The following is a 17,233-nucleotide window of genomic DNA, read 5'->3' as shown; positions in this document are numbered from 1 at the left end:
GGTATATTCCAAACGCAAAAAGCGAGCTCTATGGCTCGCTTTTTCTATTTAATCCTTGCTCAGGGTAAAGGCTTAAAGCTGACTTTTTGCTGCTTTAATAACTGTGCGGATAGAATACATAACACCCCACCAAGACCAACGTATCGGATAGCGGTTTGCGCTTGTTGCTCAACTTTAGGTTTCGCATGATACGCAATCCCTAAGCCCGCCGCGCTCATCATCACTAGGTCATTGGCGCCATCACCCACCGCGACAGTATTGTGCGGTTCAATATCATACTGTTCAGCCAATTGAAGCAAAATATCTGCTTTGGTTTGAGCGCTTACGACGTCTCCCAATACGTTGCCAGTCAACTTACCATCGACAATTTCGAGTTGATTTGACTGCGCATGATCGAGATTCAACATCTGTTTAAGATGATCGGAAAAATAGGTGAAGCCACCTGACGCAATCGCGGTTTTCCAACCAAACTGTTGCAACGTTGCAATCAGCTCTGGGAAATCTGGCATCAAAGGTAACGCGTGCCTTACCTGCTCCAAAATAGATTCATCTGCACCAGCTAATTTGCCAACCCGTTGACGCAGGCTCTGCTCAAAGTCCAACTCACCCTGCATTGCCCGCTCAGTGACTTCAGAGACTTCCTCACCTACCCCGGCTAATTTTGCGATCTCGTCAATACACTCGATCTGAATCGCCGTCGAGTCCATATCAAACACCATCAAACCTGGCTTGGTCAGTTCAGGAAACTCTCGCAGAGCCGCATAGTCTAATTCTAAGGCTTGCAATATTTCCTCAAGCTCAGCCGTCAGTTGACCTGCCATCAGCGCAACTTCATATGCGCCAACTTGCCACACATCAACGATAGCGTTGTACTCTCCGGTGAAGAAATCAATATCTTCAAACTGCTGCGGGTTTAAATAGTGCCCAAAAACAATCCACCCCGCTTTGCTGCGGTCAAAGTTGGTCGATGTTTGCGCTTCAGGTAGGCGGTTTAACAATGTAGTACGACGTTTAATCGCCAATTTTTTCAACATATCCATGTAAAGCATTCCTATTAAAGTTGCTTCCAAGTTACCCTATTGCAATTTGGTTGCGCAAGTCTCAATATGCGCACTGTACAAGATAAATATAGATTTTTAGCCAATTATCACTACCATCAAAGCATAGTGTAGTGAGGTTGGGAAGGTAACTTATGAACTCATCTTTGTTCTCATTCCGTATGGCAATTCGAGCGCTGATCATCCTGTTTTTGATTGCGGGCGGTATTATGATCGCGATTAACAGCGTTAAGATCACCAAAGGTAATGAACAGATCCAAGCGAACCAATTAGAGACGCTCACCAAAGTACTCATTTCTCAAGCCTCATTATCCGCAGGCTCGATGATTGCCGATGCAGACCAAGAGCGCCTGCTCAATCTTACCAACCAACTAGCCGAAGATAAGTTGGTATTTGATGCAACGATCTATGATGCAGAAGGGATTCGTCTCGCTTCAAGTGACAAGGCAAAGTCGGTGCGTGAAATTTTAGGCTTAGATACCCCGTTAGAAACTGCTCGAATTGGACGCCAACAGTTAGTTGAACCTATCATGCACGACAACGCGATCGTTGGCTTTATTCGTATGACGTTTGAAACCGGTAGACTCACTGCGTTTTCTGATCACTATTACCGCAAGAGTGATCGCTACATGTACTCAATGGTAGGCGTGAGTTTTATCGCTGGCTTCTTACTGGCGTTTATTATTCGCCGTAAGCCACAAGCCAAAGGCGAGAACTTGTTGCTGAAAGAGATGAATTAGACAGAAACCGGCGTAAGCCGGTTTTTTTATTCGGGAACGCTGACGCTACAGATGCGGGATGCGGGATGCGGGATGCGGGATGCGGGATGCGGGAAAGCATAACGCTATCAGGTTGTCATTCAATACCATGCGTAAACAAAAGCAAGATTCCCGACTCGCTGCGCTCTCGAGAATGACAAGTTTTTAGTAAGCCTGCACATATCTACAATGACAGGTGAAAAACGTATGCGCATAAAAAAAGGGCTGGCACTTAAGCCAACCCTCATCGTTCTTACGCTGTTTTGCTTATCCGTAGCTGAGCGCTCCGTAAGTGAAACGTTCCCGACTCCGTAAGCACCGCGTTCCTAAAGCTTCGTTCGATTACTCTTCGTCACCCAGTAGAACTGAATCTAGTGCGATAAGCATCATCTCGTTGAACGTGTTTTGACGCTCTTCAGAAGTCGTTTGCTCACCTGTTTTGATGTGGTCAGAAACAGTACAGATAGTTAGTGCTTTTGCACCGTACTCTGCTGCAACGCCGTAGATGCCAGCCGCTTCCATTTCAACACCCACGATGCCGTACTTGTCCATTACGTCGAACATTTCTGGATCTGGCGTGTAGAAAAGCTCAGCTGAGAATAGGTTACCTACTTTCACATCGATACCACGAGCTTTTGCTGCTTCTTCTGCTGCGCGAACCATTTTGTAATCCGCGATAGCTGCAAAGTCGTGACCTTTGAAGCGGATACGGTTTACTTTAGAGTCTGTACAAGCACCCATACCGATCACAACGTCGCGTACTTTAATGTCTTCGTTTACTGCGCCGCAGCTGCCCACGCGAATCACTTTCTTCACGCCGAAGTCTTTAATTAGTTCAGTCACGTAGATTGAGCATGAAGGAATGCCCATGCCGTGACCCATTACAGAGATCTTGCGACCTTTGTAAGTGCCTGTGTAACCGAACATGTTACGAACATCACATACTTGAACTACGTCTTCTAGGAATGTTTCTGCAATGTATTTCGCACGTAGCGGGTCACCCGGCATTAGTACTACATCTGCAAACGCACCCATTTCAGCATTAATATGTGGAGTTGCCATCGTGTTTTCCTTTTCAATATAGAAGAAGGCGCCAAATGAACGGCATTGACGCCAATAGTATTCAGTTTACTCTGACTCAAGCATCCATCGATGCTTGAGTGTCATAATTTACAAGAAGCTCTTACCGTAATCCATTGGTGACGTAGCAAAATATTCTGCAAGTGTCTGACCAATATCAGCAAAAGATTCGCGAAGACCTAGTGAGCCTGCTGGGATCTTTTGACCATAAACCAATACAGGGATGTGCTCACGTGTATGATCAGTACCTTGCCACGTTGGGTCACAGCCGTGGTCAGCGGTTAGGATCAAGATGTCATCTTCTTGCATCAATTCTAGTACTTCGTTAATACGACCGTCGAAGTATTCTAGCGCCGCAGCGTAGCCTGCAACATCACGGCGGTGACCGTAAGCTGAGTCAAAGTCAACGAAGTTGGTGAATACGATCGTATTGTCACCCGCCGCTTTGATTTGCTCCAGTGTTGCTTCAAACAGCGCTGGAATACCGGTTGCTTTCACTTTCTTGGTGATACCGCAGTTCGCGTAGATATCGGCAATCTTACCAATAGAAACCACTTCACCTTGCTTCTCTTCCGCAAGCTTTTGCAGCACAGTAGCTGCTGGCGGCTCAACCGATAGATCGCGACGGTTACCAGTGCGCTCAAATTGACCTTTACCTGGACCCACAAATGGACGAGCGATAACGCGACCGATGTTGTAGTCAGCCAATTCTTCACGCGCAATTTGGCATAGTTCAAGTAAGCGTTCTAAACCAAACGTCTCTTCATGACAGGCAATTTGGAATACTGAATCTGCTGAAGTGTAGAAAATTGGCAAGCCAGTTTTCATGTGTTCTTCACCAAGATCATCCAATACTTGCGTACCTGATGCGTGGCAGTTACCGAGGAAACCATCAAGACCTGCGCGAGCAAGAATGCGATCGGTCAACTCTTTAGGGAAGCTGTTTGCTTTATCAGTGAAGTAGCCCCACTCAAATAGCACTGGCACGCCAGCGATTTCCCAGTGACCTGACGGAGTATCTTTACCAGAAGATAGCTCCGCTGCATGACCGTAAGCACCAATGATCTCTGCATCTGCGTCTAAGCCAGGTGCAAAATGACCAGTCGACTCTTTGTGTGCCATCGCCAAACCCAATTTAGATAGGTTTGGTAGCGTTAGCATGCCGCTACGCTTTTCATTGTCAGCCAAACCTTTATCACACTGTTCTGCGATATGACCTAGCGTATCTGAACCTACATCACCGAACTTATCAGCATCCGCTGTCGCGCCGATACCAAATGAATCTAGGACTAAAATAAATGCTCTTTTCATTGCTCGTTCCTCAGGCCCACTTAGAAATCGTTGTTGTGAAAGCAGGCCTTATTATTATTAAACGTCTTCTGCGCGGATCTGGCAGTAAACGTTTGGAGTTGGGGTGTACTCACCACCAATAGTAATTGCTTTGCGCAGCGCGTTCGCTGCATCTTGCCACTGCTCCTCACTACGTGCGTGAATCACAGCCAGTGGTTTGCTTTCATCAGCAACTTCACCCAAACGAATGAAGCCATCAAAGCCTACCGCATAATCAATGCTGTCAGTCGCAACGCGGCGACCACCACCCATAGAGACTACTGCCATACCAATTGCACGTGTATCCATCGCAGAAACCACACCATGCTGTTCTGCGAACACAGGTTTGATAATCTCTGCTTTTTCTAGGTAGTTGTCGTAGTTTTCAACAAAATCAGCTGGACCGCCAAGACCTGCAACCATCTTACCGAAACATTCAGCCGCTTTGCCGTTGTCTAAAACTTCCATCAACTTAGCGTTCGCAGCTTCTGTGTTTTCTGCCAACTTACCAAGTACTAGCATTTCCGCACACGATGCCAAAGTCACTTCAAGTAGACGCGGGTTACGGTATTCGCCCGTTAGGAAACGGACCGCTTCACGCACTTCCACAGCGTTACCCGCTGATGAAGCCAACACTTGGTTCATATCGGTTAGAATTGCCGTGGTCTTAGTGCCTGCGCCATTTGCCACAGCCACGATAGACTTCGCAAGTTCTTCAGATGCTTCATAAGTTGGCATAAATGCGCCAGAACCTACTTTTACATCCATCACAAGTGATTCAAGACCTGCTGCCAGTTTCTTCGATAGAATTGACGCAGTAATAAGAGAAATGTTGTCTACGGTAGCGGTGATATCACGAGTTGCGTATACACGCTTATCAGCAGGCGCTAGATCGCCAGTTTGACCAATAATAGCAACGCCAGCGTCTTTGGTTACTTGACCAAACACATCATTGGTTGGCGTGATGTTATAGCCAGGAATCGACTCAAGCTTATCTAGCGTACCACCCGTGTGTCCGAGACCACGACCAGAAATCATTGGTACAAAGCCACCACATGCTGCCACCATTGGGCCAAGCATCAGTGAAGTTACATCGCCCACACCACCAGTTGAGTGTTTATCAACAATTGGACCACCAAAGTTCATGTGGCTCCAATCGATAACCATGCCAGAATCACGCATCGCACACGTCAGTGCAATTCGCTCATCCATTGTCATCTCATTGAAGAAAATCGTCATCGCAAACGCTGCGATTTGACCTTCAGAAACGGTGTTGTTGGCAACGCCTTGAATAAAGAAGTTAATTTCGTCAGCGGTTAGCACTTCGCCATCACGCTTTTTACGAATGATCTCTTGTGGTAAATACATTAGGTCCTCCCGTACTCGTATGAGTAAGGTTGTAAGGTAAAGAGGTAGAGATTGAAGTGGTGGCGAGCACCACTTCATCAAACAGACTAAATTTTTACGCTATCTTCTAAATAGTTGGAGCTGCAACTAGGCTGCCAGTAAATTATCTCTATGAGCATAGACAACTATGTGATTAGAGATAATTTATGCAGCAAACGACGTTGCAGTTTCAAATATGACGAAGATATTAGTAAGCGGCTGGATCCGCTTTCTCGTCTGTCACTTCTAATGTATTAAGAAGGTTAGTCAGTAGGCTCGATGCACCGAAACGGTAGTGACGAGCATCAACCCAGTTGTCACCTAGAATTTCGTCAGCCATTGCTAGGTAAGCTTGCGCATCTTCTGCAGTACGTACACCACCCGCTGGTTTGAAACCAACAGTCTCAGCTACGTTCATGTCACGAATCACTTCTAGCATCATGCGCGCGTATTCTGGTGTTGCGTTCACTGGCACTTTACCAGTTGAAGTTTTAATAAAGTCAGCACCTGCTTCGATACAGATTTGTGATGCTTTCTTGATTAGCGCTTCTTCTTTCAGTTCACCTGTTTCGATGATTACTTTAAGTAGAACGCTGTCACCACATGCTGCTTTACATTGTTTAACTAGCTCAAAGCCCACTTCTTCGTTACCTGCGATTAGGGCGCGGTAAGGGAATACTACGTCTACTTCATCAGCACCGTATGCTACAGCTGCTTTCGTTTCCGCTACTGCGATTTCGATATCGTCGTTACCGTGAGGGAAGTTAGTTACAGTTGCGATACGTACTTCTGGCGTACCTTGCTCACGAAGTGTCTTCTTAGCAATAGGAATAAAGCGAGGGTAGATACAGATCGCAGCTGTGTTACCTACGGCTGTTTTTGCATCGTGACAAAGTGAAATAACTTTCGCATCTGTGTCGTCGTCATTTAGCGTCGTTAGGTCCATAAGTTGAAGTGCACGTAACGCTGCTGCTTTTAAATCGCTCATTTCTATCTCCGATCAATATTCAAAAATGTGACTGATTCTCTGCACTCTGAGTATAGGCTGAGAAAACAGTTATTGATGAACGGACTTGGTTCCTTGAAGACTCGGTGGCAAACAGCGAATTTGCCCCAATTGCTATCCTTGTCACCGCACAGTACCAGTTTGGCCCTATGGCACAACAATCAATGATTGCGGTGTCTTTAATAGCATATAACCTCGCACCTGGCTCGCGCTATATGCATTGTCAGGTAAATCATTTACCTGATAGTGAGAATTCATTGCTAATTTGAACGCAATTTAATCCAAATTCAATCAATGACGCTTACCTTATAAAGAAACCGCACAAAACTGTAGTGGCAAATAGCGCGCAAACGGTTTGTATCTCAAAAAACTTTACCGGGTATTCGCCTTTATTCACAAGCCTTGTGAAAAAGAAAATTACCCTAGGTAAAAACAAAAAATGCCCCGCAGCATATGAGTGCTACAGGGCATAATTTCAAGTGGCGTCTATATTAAACGAGCTCGAATTATAGAGCTGCTAGGCTTAGACAGAAGCCTGCAATTGTTGCTGCCATTAAGTTAGATAATGTACCAGCAAGAACTGCTTTCATACCCATACGTGCGATATCGCCACGACGAGCTGGAGCCAAGCTACCTAGACCGCCTAGTAGAATCGCGATAGACGATAGGTTTGCAAAGCCACATAGAGCGAACGAGATGATTGCCACTGTCTTGTCAGACATGATCTCACCTGTTGCTGCAACTACTTGTGCACTCTCACCGATGTAAGGTGTGAAGTTCAAGTAAGCTACGAATTCGTTGATTACCAGTTTTTGACCGATAAATGAACCTGCAACGATTGCTTCATCCCATGGCACACCAATTAGGAATGCTAGTGGAGAGAATAGGTAACCTAGGATTAGTTGTAGTGTTAGATCCGGCATACCGAACCAACCACCGATGCCACCTAGCATACCGTTAACTAGAGCGATTAGACCTACGAATGCGATTAGCATTGCACCTACGTTAAGTGCTAGTTGTAGACCTGATGCCGCGCCGCCTGCTGCTGCGTCGATAACGTTAGTTGGTTTGTCATCGCCACCGTCCATTGCCGCTGCGATATCTTCTTCAGGCTTTTCAGTCTCTGGGTGAAGGATCTTAGCGAATAGTAGACCACCAGGTGCTGCCATGAATGATGCCGCTACTAGGTACTCTAGAGGAACCCCCATTGAAGCGTAGCCAGCAAGTACACCACCAGCAACAGAAGCTAGACCACCACACATTACCGCAAACAGCTCAGATTGAGTCATTTTAGGAACAAATGGGCGAACCACTAGAGGTGCTTCAGTTTGACCTACGAAAATGTTAGCTGCTGCAGACATTGATTCCGCGCGAGATGTACCTAGCGCTTTCTGTAGACCACCACCAAGGATTTTGATAACCCATTGCATCACGCCTAGGTAGTACAGTACTGAAATCAGTGCTGAGAAGAAAATCAGTGTTGGAAGTACACGGAATGCGAAGATGAAGCCGCCGCCGCCAAATACTTCGAACATCTTGTCAGAAACAAGACCACCGAATAGGAAAGAAATACCATCGTTACCGTAGTTGATAACGTTTGATACACCTTGAGAGAAACCGTTTAGTAGATCACGACCCCAAGGCACGTATAGAACGAATGCACCAAGTACAAATTGGATAGCGAATGCGCCACCTACAGTTCTTAAGTTGATAGCTTTTCGGTTTGATGAGAATGCAAATGCAATAGCAAGAAGCACTACCATACCGACTAGGCTCATAAACAGGCTCATAGTTTATGACTTCCTTATGTTATTTATTGGCGTGTTACAAAGTGGAGCTACAAAAGCGCGGTGGATTATACTTATCGAACTCAGTAAAAGTAGTACCCACCTCGCATTTTTTACCACACAACACGAACTATACATTAACAATTGAGATATTAATCACAAAACGCAACCGTTTAAATGAGCCAGACAACACTAAACACACAATAAATCAGCAAAATTTAAACATTTTTTCGGTCGTTTTTGCCACTATTTTGCTAATCGTTTGCTCAGACTCATTTCGCAGCAATATAAAAGAAGATAGAACATCTTTGACGAATTTGGGTTGATTTGCTTCTCCTTGATAACCACTCAATGGCATATCGGGCGAGTCGGTCTCAAAAACAATACATTCCAAAGGAAAGCGAGCGACCGCATTACGAGTTTTATTCGCTCTTTGATAAGTAATTGAACCACCGACCCCGAGACACAAACCAAGCTTTATATACTCCATCCCCTGTTCATAGCTGCCAGTAAATCCGTGCACAACTCCCCCGCAAGGCAATGGATATTGCTTGAGTACTTTAATTAGCTCTTGGTGCGCTTTTCTTACGTGCAGCAATACTGGCAATTCAAACTGCTGTGCTAGCTTAAGCTGCTCGACCAACACCTCAGTTTGGAGTTGCTGATTATCTCGACCATGGTAAAAATCAAGCCCACACTCTCCAATCGCAATACAGCTTGCATTTGACTCAAGGCGCATACGCATACGATTAATTTGCTCAAGACTCTTTGGAGCAACAAACATTGGGTGGATACCGATAGCCCAATTCACCATAGTGTATTGCTCGGCATAATCGGCAATGCGGTCCCAATTGCTTTCATCGACAGCTGGCACCAATATCTGCTCAACACCAGCCTGTTTTGCTGCACTTAAAGCCGCATCGAGATCAATCCCTTTTTCAACCATTAAGTCCAAATGACAGTGAGTATCAAACAAGCTCATAGTTAACTTTTTCCTCGACACAAAAAAATTGCATTTTTCCAACAAATGCGTACATCACAAATATGATCTTTATCTGACTGACGGTAACGTTTTCTATTGATATGCATCACATTTTTATATTCTTGACTGGTTTCAAATAAACCAAGCAAACGATAAAATGACTAGTTAATGGTCAAGAGTGTCACCACTCAAATTGGTTAATTTTGACAACAATTTGACCTAATTTACTCTATGTAGCGAAACATTGATTTCATAATTGTTATTATATTGTGAAAACAGAGAGCAGCTACTTTCATATCGCATTTGCACTACTAAGGATCTGATAGTGAAAAATCCAATTCTGAAACTCTCTACTCTAGCGCTTGCTATGTCATCGTTCAGTGTTTTCGCAGCCAAGCCAGCGGTTGTTTATGATACAGCTGGTAAATTCGATAAATCTTTCAACGAAGCAGTTTACCAAAACGGCGTGAAAGTATTTAACGCAGATAAGGGCATCACAGTACGTGAATTTGAACCACAAAACGAAGCACAGCGTGAGCAAGGACTGCGTCGTCTAGCAAGCCGTGGCTTTACTCCTATCGTTGCAGTGGGTTTCAACATGTCTTCAGCTGTTGAAAAAGTAGCAACAGAATACCCAGACATCCAGTTCACTATCATCGACTCTGTGGTTGATAAGCCAAACGTACAATCAATCGTGTTTAAAGAGCACGAAGGTTCTTTCCTAGTTGGTGCTCTTGCCGCTAAAGCCTCTGCAACAGGTAAAGTTGGTTTCGTGGGTGGTATGGATATTCCACTGATTCGTAAGTTTGAGTGTGGCTACCGTCAAGGTGCAAAATACGCAAACCCTGGCGTTGAAACTTTCTTGAACATGACAGGTTCTACACCAGCAGCGTTTGCTGACCCTGCAAAAGGTTCAGAGCTTGCAAAATCTCAATTCTCTAAAGGCGTTGACGTAATCTACGCAGCGGCGGGCGGCACTGGTATGGGCGTTTACCAAGCAGCGAAAGATGCGGGTAAATTCGCTATCGGTGTTGACTCAAACCAAAACCACCTACAACCAGGCACAATGCTGACGTCAATGGTTAAGAAAGTAGGCGTTGCTGCTTACAACTCATGGGATCAAGCTGAGAAAGGCACTTGGACTCCGGGCGTTAAAGTACTAGGTCTTAAAGAAGGTGCTGTTGAATGGGCATACGATGACAACAATAAGAACCTTGTTTCTGCTGAAGATCGCGCTTACTTGGAACAAATCCAAGCGGACATCATCAGCGGCAAAGTTGCAGTCCATGACTACATGACTAACAACTCATGTGACATCTAATACTATCTGTAACGCATAAAACCAGCACTGCCACAGTGCTGGTCTAGCAATACGATAAACGCCGCTGCTGACGTGTAGCGGCGTGTTGTTATCTAAAAAGGCTTTATCCTGTGACACAAAAAATTGCGATAGAACTAAATCGTATCGATAAACGATTTGGCTCAGTACATGCAAACCGTGAAATCGATTTAAAAGTCCCAGCAGGCACCATCCACGGCATTATCGGGGAAAATGGTGCGGGTAAATCGACTCTGATGAGTATTATTTACGGCTTCTATCACGCTGACTCTGGCACTATGTCCGTGAACGGCGCTCCATATAAACCAAATAACTCTCAAGACGCTATTCGTGCAGGGATAGGTATGGTGCACCAACACTTTATGTTGGTGGATACATTTACCGTACTAGAAAACATTATTCTGGGGGCGGAAGAAGGCTGGAAGCTGGAAGACACCCTATCAAAGGCGCGCAAAAAGCTCGAAGCTCTGGCAAAAGACTACGGACTGGATGTTCCACTCGACACCCCTGTCGGTCAGCTACCTGTAGGGCTGCAGCAACGCGTTGAAATTCTCAAAGCCTTATACCGTGACGCTAAGATCCTAATCTTAGATGAACCAACTGGCGTATTGACGCCACAAGAAGCCGATCACTTATTCCGCATTCTCGATAAACTGCGTGAACAAGGTACCACGATCATGATTATCACGCACAAACTGCGTGAAGTGCTGGCGATTACTGACAACATTTCAGTTATGCGCCAAGGCGCGATGGTATCGCACGTGGTGACGGCAAACACAAACAAAGAGCAGTTGGCTGAATTGATGGTGGGACGTAAAGTTCGCCTTAAAGTCGACAAAGAACCTGCCCAGCCGCAAAAAGAACTGATCACGGTAAAAGATCTGCAATACTTTGACCAATCAGGCGTAGAGCGAGTCAAGAAAGTTAACTTTTCAGTACGTCAGGGTGAAGTCGTAGGTATTGCGGGGGTATCTGGCAATGGTCAATCAGAGATCTTGAGCCTACTCTCGGGGATCATCCAGCCAACCTCAGGCACTATTCATCTTAACGGCAGTGAAATCACCGCCGATCAGGCACTTGATCCTCAACAAGTGCGCGCTATCGGTGTTAGCCATATTCCAGAAGATCGCCACAAGCAAGGCTTGATCAATAAGTTCTCAGCCAAAGAAGCGTTTATTCTCGGTCATCAGCACCTAGCGCAATATAACCAGGGCTTTTTACAAGACAAAAAAGCGATTGAAGATGCCTGCCAAACCAGTATGGATAAGTGGGACGTGCGCCCAAATGATCCATCACTGAAAACCGCTAACTTCTCTGGTGGTAACCAGCAAAAACTGGTGATTGCCCGTGAAATGGAGCAAGACCCAGATGTAATTCTCATCGGTCAGCCAACTCGTGGGGTCGATATCGGTGCAATTGAATACATCCACCAGCAAGTGATTGCCGCTCGTGATGCCAACAAAGCCGTTTTACTGGTCTCAGTAGAATTGGATGAAATCTTAGCGCTTGCCGACCGTATTTTAGTGGTCTTTGATGGCACAATTGTCGGTGAAGTCTCTGCCGAGCAAGCCGATGAGAAAACCCTAGGTTTGATGATGGCAAACATTTTGCCGGATCACCTTAAACAACCAGAGACGCAAGGAGCGCAATCATGAGTCAAGCGAAAGTACCCGCTTGGGTAACCATGGCGTTACTACCCGCCATTAACGTGTTAGTCGCGTTTCTTGTTTCTGCTTTGCTGTTTATCTATATCGACATTAACCCGATTGATGCGGCAAAAGTAATGTGGACCGGTGCCTTTGGCTACGCGGAAGGTCTTGGCTATACCTTGTACTACGCCACAGGCTTTGTGTTTACTGGTCTAGCGGTTGCCGTCGCCTTCCATGCTGGTCTTTTCAACATTGGTGGTGAAGGTCAAGCGTATATTGGTGGTCTAGGTATTGGTCTTATCTGTCTTACTTTGGGCGAATTTGCTCCATGGTGGGTGGTGTTTCCAGTGGCGATTCTCGTCGGCGGTGCGTTTGGCGCGGCATGGGCGTTTATCCCTGCATACCTGCAAGCTAAACGTGGCTCGCACATCGTAATTACCACCATCATGTTCAACTTCATTGCCTCATCGCTAATGGCTTACTTGCTGGTTGATGTCCTGAAACCAGATAACACCATGGCGACTGAAAGCCGCGTATTTGCCGCCAGCAGTTGGCTGCCTAAGATGCATGAAATCTTAGCGGTATTTGGCATTGAAACGGCGCCAAGTCCTCTCAACTTAAGCTTTATCTTCGCCCTACTCTGCTGTGTGTTTGTGTGGCTATTGATGTGGAACTCACGTTGGGGCTATGAGATCCGTGCCGTCGGTGCCAATCCAACCGCTGCGGGCTATGCGGGCATCAAATATGTCAAAGTGATCGTACTGACGATGGTCATTTCGGGCATGTTAGCCGGCTTCTTTGGTCTCAACGTACTGCAAGGTGAGCTGCACCAAATCAAGCTTAACTTTGTCGAAGGCTTTGGCTTTACCGGTATCGCGGTAGCGCTAATGGGACGTAACCACCCAATTGGTGTCCTGCTGGCAAGTTTGTTGTTTGGTTTCCTCTACCAAGGCGGCGCAGAGCTTAGCTTTGAGTATGGTGTTGACCGTAACATCGTTGTGGTACTACAAGGTCTGGTGATCCTCTTCTCTGGCGCCTTAGAGCACATGTTCAGACCTCACTTAGAGCGTGCATACCTTAAGTTTGCTGCTAAGAAACATCAGCAACCAACGGAGCAAGGAGCCTAAGTATGTTTGAAACTGTAATCTTAATGTTGGACGCGACACTACGCGTGGCAACGCCGCTGATCCTTGCAGCCCTTGCGGGTATGTTCTGTGAACGTGCGGGAATTGTAAACATCGCCCTTGAGGGTAAACTTCTGGCGGCAGCCTTTACAGGTGCTGCAGTCGCTCACGTAACGGGGTCCGCTTGGCTTGGTCTGTTTGGGGGGATTGGTATTTCAGTGCTGCTGTCTCTACTACACGGCTTTGCTTCAATCACCCACCGCGGCGATCAAGTGGTCAGTGGTATGGCAATCAACATCCTCGCCACAGGCTTAACCATCACTCTCGGTCGTCACTGGTTTAACCAAGGCGGTCAAACGCCAGCGCTGTCCGGTGATGCGCGCTTTGCGCCTATCACGCTACCTGGCGCGGATGCCCTTGCCGATGTGCCTGTGATTGGTCTGCTTTACTCTGAGCTGATCAGTGGTCACTCGATGCTGGTGTATCTATTGATCGCTATCGTACCCGCCACTTGGTATTTGATGTTCAAAACCCGTTTCGGTCTGCGTCTGCGCGCGGTAGGTGAATCGCCATCGGCGGTCGATACGGCGGGTATTTCTGTGGCAAGAATGCGCTATAGTGCCGTACTCATCTGTGGCGTATTAGTGGGGATTGGTGGTGTCTACCTATCGGTCGCACAAACGGCTCAGTTCATTCCCAATATGAGTGCTGGTAAAGGCTATATGGCGCTAGCCGCGCTTATCTTCGGTAAGTGGCGTCCATTTACCGCAATGGCTGCATGTTTGCTGTTCGGCTTCCTAGACGCACTGGCGATTCGTATGCAAGGGGTCACCATTGGGGACTTCCCAATCCCAGTGCAAGCCATCGAAGCAATGCCATATGTACTGACGGTATTCCTACTGGCTGGCTTTATCGGTAAAGCGATCGCACCAAAAGCGATTGGTGTACCGTACAGCAAAGAACGTGAGTAATTGACTCGCTAACACGAAATAACAAAGGGAGTGCTAAGCACTCCCTTTGTTTTTCGAACGATTCTATTAAGACTTCGCTTTATCTGACGATTCTGCTGGCGGATCACTGCGGTATGGCACACAGCTACGCTTTTGTTCAGGGGTTAACCCCATCGACTGGCACCAAGCATCATACTTAGCGACCCAGCGTTTTAACCATTGCCACATAAACCCTCCCGCCAGAATTGCCTTACTGCTCTTCGCGTTTAAACACTAGCTCGGTTGGCGTCGACTCTTCTTCAACAAAGTAATAACCCGCCACATCAAATTGGGTTAAGTCCGCCACGCTACTAATGCGATTTTCAATAATATAACGCGCCATCATGCCACGTGCTTTTTTAGCGTAGAAGCTGATCACTTTATATTGACCATTTTTGCAATCTTTAAAAATTGGCGTGATCACTTGAGCGTCCAACGCTTTTGGTTTTACCGCTTTAAAGTATTCGTTTGAGGCAAGATTGATCAGCACATTATCACCTTGCTCTGCAATCGCTTGATTGAGTTTATCGGTAATCACATTGCCCCAGAACTGATAAAGATTACTGCCTTTATCGTTGGCAAGCTTAGTGCCCATTTCCAAGCGGTAAGGTTGCATCAAATCCAGAGGCTTTAGCAGACCATATAGACCCGAAAGCATACGTAGATGCTGCTGTGCGTAGTCAAAATCAGCTTCAGATAGGGTTTCAGCCTCGAGACCAGTATAGACATCACCTTTGAAGGCTAAAATCGCTTGGCGCGCGTTTTCAGTGGTAAAGGTTTCACTCCACTCTTGGAAACGGCCGACGTTAAGGTCGGCAATCTTGTCACTCACCTTCATTAAGCTTGCCACATCAGCAGGCGTTAGCTGACGACAAACATCAATTAACTGTTTGGAGTATTCCACCAACTCTGGTTGGGTGAATTTTTCAGTGGCAAGAGGCGACTCATAATCGAGCGTCTTAGCAGGAGAAACAACTATCAGCATGACTTTACTCTATCCTTATTGATTTTCTCTGCTTAGAGTACAAAAAAAGCCATGCATTGTCTGCATGGCTTGATTGATTAGTTTGATAGCTTATAGCTATGACTGAGGCTTTACGCTGTTAGTCTTTTCTCGGATTGTCCCAAATACCTTCTTCAAGCTGAGATTTCAGCTCAGGGTATTCGTTGGCATCGAATGTTGGCAATTTGCCTTCTTTTAACTGACGGTTGTAATCTTTCGCCAGTTTGATCACCGTGCCTGATAGCAAGATGATTGCCACTAGGTTGACGATTGCCATCATACCCATAGAAACGTCAGCCAATGACCAAACTACCGGTAGAGAAGCGAGTGCACCAAACATCACCATGCCAAGTACCACGATACGGAAAATACCTAGACCCGCTTTATGGTTGTGCTCTAGGAACAACAAGTTAGTCTCTGCGTATGAGTAGTTAGCAATGATCGATGTGAAGGCAAAGAAGAAAATTGCTACCGCAACGAAAATGCCGCCCCATTCGCCAACTTGTGAGCTTAGTGCCGCTTGAGTCAGTTCGATACCGGTTACTTCACCGCCAGGCACAAACTCACCTGACATAAGGATAATCGCCACTGTTGCCGAACAAATAACAATAGTATCCATAAATACGCCCAGCATTTGCACATAACCTTGCGATGCAGGGTGTGGCGGATACGGTGTTGCTGAGGCAGCCGCGTTAGGCGCGGAACCCATACCTGCCTCATTCGAGAACAGACCACGTTTGATGCCGTTAATCATTGCTTGCGCAATGGCATAGCCAACACCACCAGCTGCTGCTTCTTGGAAGCCAAACGCACTCTTAACGATCAAGGTTAAAATCGCAGGCAGCTTCTCAATGTTTGAGAACATTACAAACATTGCAAGCAATAGGTAAGCAAGCGCCATTACAGGCACAATCAGTTCAGCAACACGAGCGATACGCTTAATACCACCAAAGATGATCACTGCTGATAGCACCACCACTGCGATACCAACATACTTATCTTCCCAACCGAAAGCAGTATGCATCGCGTTGGCAATAGAATTCGCCTGAACTGCGTTAAATACCAAACCGAAAGCGATGATAAGGAAAATCGAGAACAATACGCCCATCCAGCGCATGCCTAGACCTTTTTCCATGTAGTAAGCAGGACCACCGCGGTAGTTGCCATCATCGTCTTTGGTTTTGTATAACTGTGCGAGTGTACTCTCTGCAAATGCGGTTGCCATACCTAACATAGCAATTAACCACATCCAGAAAATCGCACCAGGACCACCAGCAGTCAGTGCCACAGCCACACCCGCCATGTTACCTGTACCGACACGCGCAGCTAAACTAGTACAAAGTGCTTGGAAAGAAGATATACCAGCGTTGTCTGCTTTGCGGCTGTTCTTAAGAACAGAGAACATGTGCCCAAAATGGCGAAACTGAATGAAACCAAGGCGGATAGTAAAGTAAACGCCCACACCGACCAAAAGATAAACAAGAATAGACCCCCAGAGTAGGTCATTCATTAAATTGATTAAGTCTGTCATAACATCCTCAAAGTGAGTTTCGTCAATCCCTGCATCCCTGCCTTCCATCTAGCTGCGTACTAAGTGTCAAGTTAGTCTTAGTATTTATGATTTATTCTTTTACAGCTGAGATATGTAAAACCCGCTTCATGCTTCCCTTTTACGTATCGACGTATTTTTTGACGGGCGGATAATGCAGTGAAGAATGGCAAAAATCAATATGCAAACCTATG

The 17,233-nt window shown here is 46.1% G+C and carries 15 protein-coding genes; 5 read left to right on the top strand and 10 right to left on the bottom strand.

Annotated elements, in window-relative coordinates:
• Positions 1–59: 59 nt before the first annotated feature.
• A complete protein-coding gene (gene serB, locus GZN30_RS01340) occupies positions 60–1,040 on the bottom strand; it encodes a phosphoserine phosphatase (RefSeq protein WP_075651289.1) in 981 nt (326 codons plus the stop codon).
• Positions 1,041–1,192: 152 nt separating this feature from the next.
• Here serB and GZN30_RS01335 point away from each other — a divergent pair, with 152 nt between their 5' ends.
• Entirely contained in the window at positions 1,193–1,798 is a 606-nt protein-coding gene (locus GZN30_RS01335) for a YtjB family periplasmic protein (RefSeq protein WP_075651287.1), read from the top strand.
• Positions 1,799–2,158: 360 nt separating this feature from the next.
• Here the strand turns inward: GZN30_RS01335 and deoD are convergent, their stop codons facing one another.
• The 6 genes from deoD to GZN30_RS01305 all read right to left on the bottom strand — a co-directional run bounded on the left by deoD (position 2,159) and on the right by GZN30_RS01305 (position 9,386).
• Entirely contained in the window at positions 2,159–2,878 is a 720-nt protein-coding gene (gene deoD, locus GZN30_RS01330; protein ID WP_075651285.1) for a purine-nucleoside phosphorylase, read from the bottom strand.
• A 108-nt stretch (positions 2,879–2,986) separates the two neighbouring features.
• Positions 2,987–4,207, bottom strand: a complete 1,221-nt coding sequence (locus GZN30_RS01325) for a phosphopentomutase (RefSeq protein ID WP_075651283.1) — start codon at positions 4,205–4,207, stop codon at positions 2,987–2,989.
• A gap of 57 nt (positions 4,208–4,264) precedes the next feature.
• Entirely contained in the window at positions 4,265–5,593 is a 1,329-nt protein-coding gene (gene deoA, locus GZN30_RS01320; RefSeq protein ID WP_075651281.1) for a thymidine phosphorylase, read from the bottom strand.
• A gap of 226 nt (positions 5,594–5,819) precedes the next feature.
• Positions 5,820–6,599 (bottom strand): deoxyribose-phosphate aldolase, encoded by a 780-nt coding sequence (deoC, locus tag GZN30_RS01315; protein ID WP_075651278.1) that lies wholly within the window; start codon positions 6,597–6,599, stop codon positions 5,820–5,822.
• 524 nt (positions 6,600–7,123) lie between these two features.
• Complete coding sequence (locus GZN30_RS01310; RefSeq protein WP_075651274.1) at positions 7,124–8,407, bottom strand: NupC/NupG family nucleoside CNT transporter; 1,284 nt, start codon at positions 8,405–8,407, stop codon at positions 7,124–7,126.
• A gap of 205 nt (positions 8,408–8,612) precedes the next feature.
• Entirely contained in the window at positions 8,613–9,386 is a 774-nt protein-coding gene (locus GZN30_RS01305) for a TatD family hydrolase (protein ID WP_075651272.1), read from the bottom strand.
• A 325-nt stretch (positions 9,387–9,711) separates the two neighbouring features.
• Between GZN30_RS01305 and GZN30_RS01300 the strand changes: the two genes are divergently transcribed.
• From GZN30_RS01300 to GZN30_RS01285, 4 genes are all read left to right on the top strand, one after another.
• Complete coding sequence (locus GZN30_RS01300) at positions 9,712–10,707, top strand: BMP family lipoprotein (RefSeq protein WP_232060436.1); 996 nt, start codon at positions 9,712–9,714, stop codon at positions 10,705–10,707.
• A 110-nt stretch (positions 10,708–10,817) separates the two neighbouring features.
• Complete coding sequence (locus tag GZN30_RS01295; RefSeq protein ID WP_075651270.1) at positions 10,818–12,380, top strand: ABC transporter ATP-binding protein; 1,563 nt, start codon at positions 10,818–10,820, stop codon at positions 12,378–12,380.
• A complete protein-coding gene (locus GZN30_RS01290; protein ID WP_075651268.1) occupies positions 12,377–13,501 on the top strand; it encodes an ABC transporter permease in 1,125 nt (374 codons plus the stop codon). The genes GZN30_RS01295 and GZN30_RS01290 overlap by 4 nt, the downstream gene beginning before the upstream one ends.
• A 2-nt stretch (positions 13,502–13,503) precedes the next feature.
• A complete protein-coding gene (locus GZN30_RS01285; RefSeq protein WP_075651266.1) occupies positions 13,504–14,469 on the top strand; it encodes an ABC transporter permease in 966 nt (321 codons plus the stop codon).
• Between the two features lie 66 nt (positions 14,470–14,535).
• Here the strand turns inward: GZN30_RS01285 and GZN30_RS01280 are convergent, their stop codons facing one another.
• The 3 genes from GZN30_RS01280 to GZN30_RS01270 all read right to left on the bottom strand — a co-directional run bounded on the left by GZN30_RS01280 (position 14,536) and on the right by GZN30_RS01270 (position 17,021).
• Positions 14,536–14,676, bottom strand: coding sequence for a DUF5363 family protein (locus GZN30_RS01280; RefSeq protein WP_161987019.1), 141 nt, complete (start codon positions 14,674–14,676; stop codon positions 14,536–14,538).
• A gap of 22 nt (positions 14,677–14,698) precedes the next feature.
• The gene (yaaA, locus tag GZN30_RS01275; protein ID WP_075651264.1) at positions 14,699–15,472 is read right to left on the bottom strand and encodes a peroxide stress protein YaaA; all 774 of its coding nucleotides are present in this window, start codon (positions 15,470–15,472) and stop codon (positions 14,699–14,701) included.
• Positions 15,473–15,590: 118 nt separating this feature from the next.
• Positions 15,591–17,021: an alanine/glycine:cation symporter family protein gene (locus GZN30_RS01270; protein WP_075651261.1), complete on the bottom strand. Its 1,431-nt coding sequence runs from the start codon at positions 17,019–17,021 to the stop codon at positions 15,591–15,593.
• Between the last annotated feature and the right edge of the window lie 212 nt (positions 17,022–17,233).

The organism is Vibrio ponticus, from assembly GCF_009938225.1.
Classification (GTDB): domain Bacteria; phylum Pseudomonadota; class Gammaproteobacteria; order Enterobacterales; family Vibrionaceae; genus Vibrio; species Vibrio ponticus.
This window is presented reverse-complemented; position numbering and strand designations above follow the sequence as displayed.

Bases quoted from the DNA above. Each gene is read 5' to 3' on its own strand.
- serB (WP_075651289.1), bottom strand. From the start codon at position 1,040: ATGGATATGTTGAAAAAATTGGCGATTAAACGTCGTACTACATTGTTA.
- GZN30_RS01335 (WP_075651287.1), top strand. From the start codon at position 1,193: ATGAACTCATCTTTGTTCTCATTCCGTATGGCAATTCGAGCGCTGATC.
- deoD (WP_075651285.1), bottom strand. From the start codon at position 2,878: ATGGCAACTCCACATATTAATGCTGAAATGGGTGCGTTTGCAGATGTA.
- GZN30_RS01325 (WP_075651283.1), bottom strand. From the start codon at position 4,207: ATGAAAAGAGCATTTATTTTAGTCCTAGATTCATTTGGTATCGGCGCG.
- deoA (WP_075651281.1), bottom strand. From the start codon at position 5,593: ATGTATTTACCACAAGAGATCATTCGTAAAAAGCGTGATGGCGAAGTG.
- deoC (WP_075651278.1), bottom strand. From the start codon at position 6,599: ATGAGCGATTTAAAAGCAGCAGCGTTACGTGCACTTCAACTTATGGAC.
- GZN30_RS01310 (WP_075651274.1), bottom strand. From the start codon at position 8,407: ATGAGCCTGTTTATGAGCCTAGTCGGTATGGTAGTGCTTCTTGCTATT.
- GZN30_RS01305 (WP_075651272.1), bottom strand. From the start codon at position 9,386: ATGAGCTTGTTTGATACTCACTGTCATTTGGACTTAATGGTTGAAAAA.
- GZN30_RS01290 (WP_075651268.1), top strand. From the start codon at position 12,377: ATGAGTCAAGCGAAAGTACCCGCTTGGGTAACCATGGCGTTACTACCC.
- GZN30_RS01285 (WP_075651266.1), top strand. From the start codon at position 13,504: ATGTTTGAAACTGTAATCTTAATGTTGGACGCGACACTACGCGTGGCA.
- GZN30_RS01280 (WP_161987019.1), bottom strand. From the start codon at position 14,676: ATGTGGCAATGGTTAAAACGCTGGGTCGCTAAGTATGATGCTTGGTGC.
- yaaA (WP_075651264.1), bottom strand. From the start codon at position 15,472: ATGCTGATAGTTGTTTCTCCTGCTAAGACGCTCGATTATGAGTCGCCT.
- GZN30_RS01270 (WP_075651261.1), bottom strand. From the start codon at position 17,021: ATGACAGACTTAATCAATTTAATGAATGACCTACTCTGGGGGTCTATT.